Source organism: Alkaliphilus flagellatus, assembly GCF_018919215.1.
Taxonomy (GTDB): domain Bacteria; phylum Bacillota; class Clostridia; order Peptostreptococcales; family Natronincolaceae; genus Alkaliphilus_B; species Alkaliphilus_B flagellatus.
Genome location: NZ_JAHLQK010000028.1, coordinates 1 through 506, shown reverse-complemented (window position 1 = coordinate 506; position 506 = coordinate 1). Strand labels below are relative to the sequence as shown.

Genomic DNA, 506 nt, shown 5'->3' with positions numbered 1-506 from the left:
CGCCCCCCGCGGCCGGGGCATAGTCCACCCCCGGCCGGGCCGGGAGGGGGACGCCGGCGGAAAACCGGGCCAGCCCCTCCACGTCCGCCCCCAGGGCGGTCGCCCGCCGCGCGCCCTCCAGCACCGGCCCCTGGGGTCCGGCACCCCAGGTGTAGGGGTAGTGCTGCAGCTTCTGCAGCCACTGGGCGGCATCCAGGCCGGCGCAGTCCGCCGGCACCGCGAAGAGGAGGGCGCAGTCCAGGTATCCCCGCCCCGACACCACCGTAAAGGTCAGGGGGGCAGCCGCCGCGGCCTCCAGGTGGAGGAGCCCGGCGTAGAGGGTGAACTTGGCGTTGATCCGCCCCATCTCCACCTGGCAGTCCCCCGCGGCGGCAAAGAGCCGCCCCACCCCCCGGGCCACCGCCGCCACCAGGTAGTCCCCCGGCTGCCAGTCCAGGTCGGCCGCCGTCTCCAGGGTGTGCCCGATCCCCACCGCCGCCCCGTAGCGGCCGTGCAGGGGGCTGGGC

The 506-nt window shown here is 76.9% G+C and carries 1 protein-coding gene; it reads right to left on the bottom strand.

Going from position 1 to position 506, the window contains the following annotated elements; translation table 11 throughout:
• Positions 1-506 (bottom strand): hypothetical protein (locus KQI88_RS17890; RefSeq protein ID WP_216419673.1); only part of this gene is annotated, 506 nt, incomplete at both ends.